The sequence below is a fragment of the bacterium genome (assembly GCA_026414725.1).
In the GTDB taxonomy this organism is placed as follows: domain Bacteria; phylum Ratteibacteria; class UBA8468; order B48-G9; family JAFGKM01; genus JAAYXZ01.
Genome location: JAOAIL010000039.1, coordinates 1 through 4,308 on the forward strand (window position 1 = coordinate 1; position 4,308 = coordinate 4,308).

The 4,308-nt window shown below is 35.8% G+C and carries 4 protein-coding genes; all 4 read right to left on the reverse strand.

Annotation, left to right across the window (positions count from 1 at the left end; translation table 11 throughout):
* Positions 1–95 precede the first annotated feature (95 nt).
* From N3D17_07610 to N3D17_07625, 4 genes are read right to left on the reverse strand one after another with little or no spacing between them, the layout of a single operon-like run.
* Positions 96–893 carry an SdiA-regulated domain-containing protein gene (locus N3D17_07610; GenBank protein MCX8083232.1) on the reverse strand — a complete coding sequence of 266 codons (798 nt, stop codon included), beginning with the start codon at positions 891–893 and terminating at the stop codon, positions 96–98.
* Entirely contained in the window at positions 890–2,014 is a 1,125-nt protein-coding gene (locus N3D17_07615; protein MCX8083233.1) for a response regulator, read from the reverse strand. Before N3D17_07615 ends, N3D17_07610 begins: the two co-directional genes overlap by 4 nt.
* A gap of 1 nt (position 2,015) precedes the next feature.
* Entirely contained in the window at positions 2,016–2,393 is a 378-nt protein-coding gene (locus tag N3D17_07620; GenBank protein MCX8083234.1) for a response regulator, read from the reverse strand.
* On the reverse strand, positions 2,390–4,144 hold the full coding sequence (locus tag N3D17_07625) for an ATP-binding protein (GenBank protein ID MCX8083235.1): 1,755 nt from the start codon (positions 4,142–4,144) through the stop codon (positions 2,390–2,392). Before N3D17_07625 ends, N3D17_07620 begins: the two co-directional genes overlap by 4 nt.
* Between the last annotated feature and the right edge of the window lie 164 nt (positions 4,145–4,308).

Genomic DNA, 4,308 nt, shown 5'->3' on the forward strand with positions numbered 1-4,308 from the left:
GACTATATCAGGAAGGGGGAAGCACCCCCTCCTGAGGAGCGAAGCGACCCGTGAGGGTTCGACTCCCTCTCCCGGCATTTTTTATAAACCTATTGCTAATGTCTATTCCACTTAATTTTTATAACTCCTCCTGAATCCTGGGCGATGTATAAAAAACCTTCAGTGTCTATTGTAATTCCTTCCTGATTTATTCCCGGAAGATTATATACCTTTAGAATTTCTCCGTCTTTTGTCATTTTAAACAGGGTATCTGTCATATCACTGATAGCATACAGATATCCAGAGGACTCATCATAACAAAGTCCGGAAATATCAATTATGCCGGGGAAAAAGGACCTAATAATCTTTGCTGTTGAATTTACAGCAGAATTACTCTTTAGTGGCACCTCAATTTCAAAGATAGCAGATGGGTCTTCCATATCAGTCAGGTCAAAACTCTGGTTAGCAACATAAAATGTTCCTCCTTCCGGATGGTGTTTGTCAGGTACAAAAGTAATTCCTTCAATACCATTTCCTCCGGATTTAAGGACTGTTTTTCCATTAAAAGTTCTTTCTATAGTAAATTCCCGTAGAATTTCAAAATTATCGGGGTCTACTTCAAGTATCTTTTCCTCTCCTTCTATTGCAATGTATAACAGTCCTGTTGAAGGGTTATATGTTATACCTTCAAAATCAGCGTTCCGAATCCGTTTTTGCTTTATTAAAGTACCATCCGGGTAAATTTCACATATATCTCCTTCATCTCCTACAACAAAAAGTGTCTTAAGTTGTGAATGAAAAACAATCCCGGAAGGTTCATTAAAACCTGAAAGGGGAATATTGCCTACCATCTGTAAAGGTAAAAGCAACACTGTCAGAAAATACCCGATGAATTTTTCTAAATTGCCTTTCATTGGTTTTTATCAAATATCTCTTTGAACTCCTCGTGATATTTTTTGAATATCTCTAAAATTTGAGGGTCAAATTGTTCTGGTTTTGATTTTGCATCACCTTGAGTGATTATTCTGTATGCGGTCTCATGGTCAAAAGGAGATTTATATGGTCTCTCACTACGGATAGCATCATACCTATCAATAAGCAGAACTATTCTACATTCCAAAGGTATCTGTTCTTTCTTTAACCCATATGGATAACCACTTCCATCCCAGCATTCATGGTGATAAAGTGTAATTTTTTCAGCCATTTTGAGTATTTCGGATTCTGAACCTTTTAAAATCTCTGCTCCCAATAAAGTGTGTTTTTTAATTATTTCAAATTCTTCAGGAGTTAATGGTCCTGGCTTACACAGGATGGCATCTGGAATGCCTATCTTTCCTAAATCATGAATAGGTGCTGTTATGTATAAACTTTCTATTACGTTATAAGGAAGTTTCATAATTTCAGCTATTACCTTTGCATATAAACCAATACGTTTAAGATGTGGACGGGTATGTATATCTCTGTACTCAGCAGCAATGGTAAGACGCTGGACGGTTTCAATACAACCTTTTTTAATACAGTCCCTGCTTCTTGAAAGTTCTCTGTTCTTTTCTTCTAATTGTTGCATCTTCTCTTCTAATTTACGGATAAGAACTGCATTGTATTCCTGCAGATATACAGATTCATCTTTTAATCCTGGTTCAATCTCTTTTGGACGTGGTAAATATGGAACTTTATTGATAACATCACGAACTATACGGATAAATTCCTTTGGTTCTGATGGTTTAGTGATAAATTCATCGGCGCCGAGTTTTAACGCAAATTCTCTATCTTCATCATGTGTGTAAGTGGCGGTGTAAAAGATAAAGGGGATATTTTTTAGTTTTTCATCTTTTCTCCATTCACGACAGAGTGTAAATCCATCCATAATAGGCATAAGAATATCTGTAATGATAAGGTCAGGAGGGTTTTTTCTTGCTTTTGCCAGTGCTTCAGAACCATTGGTAGCAGTAATTATTTTATAACCATTACTTTTGAGTACTAATTGAATCTGATAAAGGGTCTGCTCATTATCATCAACAATGAGTATGGTCATTTTAACTCTCTCTGTGAATTTTCAATATGTTTTTTAATTCTAATATAAATGTATCCGGATTGATGGGTTTTTCTATATAGGCATCAAAACCTGATTCTAAAGCACGTTCTCTATCACCTACCATTGCATAGGATGTGACTGCGACAATAGGGATATCTTTCAATGCTCGGATTTTTCTTAATTCTTTTATGACTGTAAAACCATCCATCTGTGGTAGTTGTATATCAAGTAAAATTACATCAGGTGATGTTTCTTCTGCAAGTAATATTCCTTCATAACCATTTCTTGCAGGTATAACTTCAAAACCATTTTTTTCAAGAAGGAATGTAATAAGATAAAGATTCTGGTTATTATCCTCAATTACAAGAACTTTACTCATTTTTCTCCTTTTAAATTAACAGGTAACACTACATAAAATGTACTTCCTTTGCCCCATTCACTTTCTACCCAAATACTACCACCCAATCTGTCTATTAAAAGGTTACATATGTGTAAACCGAGCCCTGTTCCTTCATATTTACGTGCAGGTCCGGTATCAATCTGAGAAAACGGCTTGAATAGTTTATCCATATCATCTTTCTTGAATCCTATACCAGTATCTGCTACTTTTATAACTATTTCTCCATTCTCATTTTCAGAGACATCTATATGCACTGCTCCACGGTCAGTGAACTTAATAGCATTGTTTATCAGATTTATGAGGACTTGTTCTATTCGCCTGCGGTCACTGTTAATCATCCTTACATCAGGCGATATATAAAAGGTAAGTAACAACCTTTTCTTTTCAGCCATTGGTTTTAATGTTTCTATTACTTTTTTAACAGATTCTGTTATATCAAATACTTCTGGCTTAATATCAATCTGTCCTGCTTCTATTTTTGAGATATCTAAAACCTCATTTATTAGAGACAAAAGATGCTGTCCGCTGTTTTTAACCATCTGTAGTTGTTTTATCTGTTCTTCGTTTAAGGGTCCGGCTAATCCCTGTAGTAAAAGTCCTGTGAAACCAATAATGGAATTAAGAGGTGTTCTTAGTTCATGAGACATACTTGCAAGAAAAGCGGATTTAGCCATGTTTGCTGTCTCTGCTTCTTCCTTCGCTTTACGGAGGTCCTCTGTCAGTAGAGATAATTCCTTCGTCCGTTCTTCTACTTTCTGTTCCAGTTGTTCAGCATATTCTTTAAGTTTTTTATAAAGGGTAGCAATCTCCTCATTACTGTTTCTCAGTTCTCTGGTCTTTATTCTTACTTGCCTTCTGAGTGTCCATCCCCATACAAAACTCAGCAAAAGTATTCCTGCCATAACAATACCTATTTTTTTTATCCTGGCAGGTACTACTGAAATTACCTGTTCTGGTGTCCATCGTCTTACTGTCTGATAGTAAACCGAATCAGGGTCTTTCTTTAACTGTATAAGATGTCTGTCAATATCGCTAAGTATGGTAGGGGATGTATATTTTGAACCAGCGAAAAATAAAGGGTTTGGATGAAAAATAATGCCTGTTTCTTCAGCCCCATATTCTCTGGCGTGTCTGTATCCATAAAATCGGTTACAGACAAGGATATCTATTTCTTTTCGCTGTAGTGCTTCAAATACATCTTTATAACTGGGAAATGGTTTGAATATCAGATTCAATGAGATATCTTTGTTCAGTTGATTTAATACCTCTTCCTGTATAGAACCTTTAAGAACACCAACAGTTTTGTGTGAAATATCCTGTAATGAACGGATATTATTATTTTTTTGTGCATATACCTGAAACCAGTCAGTGAGTACTGGCTCTTTGTGGAATACAAATATCTGTGCTCTCTGGGGACTGTAACCCACATCAGGCATAAGGTCTATCTCGCCTTTTTTTAACCTTTCAAGCCCTTCATCCCATGTTCCTTTCACATATTCAATCCTCCAGCCCTCTTTTTTTGCAATCTCTTCAATAATATCAATAAAAATGCCTTCTGGTTTTCCTGATGGAGATATACCAACTTTAGGAAGATTTTCGTACACTCCTATATGAATAACAGTGTCTGCCAGTAGTTCTGATGTGCAAAAGAAACAGCATATACCGGTGAGTATAATAAGATTTGTAAAGAAATTTAGGAAAAACCAAACATCCTTATTTTTTTTATTCATTATCTCTCATTTTTAATATACCCAGAGTTTTCATAAGTGTCAAGGATAGGTAGGAGAGAAAAATAGGGGATAAATACCTGAAATGGGTTAAAAAGAGGGTAGGGAATGGTTTGAAAAAGGGATAATTGCTATACCTTCTATCTCAATAAGCCACCCAGGACGAC

Excerpts from the sequence above, each read along its gene's own strand:
- N3D17_07615 (MCX8083233.1), bottom strand. The coding sequence starts at position 2,014 with ATGACCATACTCATTGTTGATGATAATGAGCAGACCCTTTATCAGATT.
- N3D17_07610 (MCX8083232.1), bottom strand. The coding sequence starts at position 893 with ATGAAAGGCAATTTAGAAAAATTCATCGGGTATTTTCTGACAGTGTTG.
- N3D17_07620 (MCX8083234.1), bottom strand. The coding sequence starts at position 2,393 with ATGAGTAAAGTTCTTGTAATTGAGGATAATAACCAGAATCTTTATCTT.
- N3D17_07625 (MCX8083235.1), bottom strand. The coding sequence starts at position 4,144 with ATGAATAAAAAAAATAAGGATGTTTGGTTTTTCCTAAATTTCTTTACA.